The organism is Veillonella sp. DNF00869, assembly GCF_001553345.1.
Classification (GTDB): domain Bacteria; phylum Bacillota; class Negativicutes; order Veillonellales; family Veillonellaceae; genus F0422.
In genome coordinates this window covers 82,020-82,370 of sequence record NZ_KQ960768.1, presented here as the reverse complement: position 1 = coordinate 82,370, position 351 = coordinate 82,020, and the positions used below count along the sequence as shown (strand labels likewise).

The following is a 351-nucleotide window of genomic DNA, read 5'->3' as shown; positions in this document are numbered from 1 at the left end:
AGTAGTGTGATTCTGTAAATGTCTCAAACACGTGTATCTACCTATACCAAAATCAACATGTTTGAGAGTAGTGTGATTCTATAAATGTCTAAAACCATTTTGATGGAATGGGTAGTGAAGCTAGGGTTTGAGAGTAGTGTGATTCTGTAAATGTCTCAAACGCCGTCACGAATAGTCTTGCAAAAGTCGCTGTTTGAGAGTAGTGTGATTCTGTAAATGTCTAAAACTATATCAGCGGTTGATAGGCTTTCCTAGTAGTTTGAGAGTAGTGTGATTCTGTAAATGTCTCAAACGATTAGGCAACAACCTGATATTGAGGATGGGTTTGAGAGTAGTGTGATTCTGTAAATG

The 351-nt window shown here is 37.6% G+C and carries 1 CRISPR repeat array.

From position 1 onward, the window contains the following. Positions 1-59: 59 nt before the first annotated feature. Positions 60-351: direct repeats of the CRISPR family, unit length 28 nt; unit sequence GTTTGAGAGTAGTGTGATTCTGTAAATG.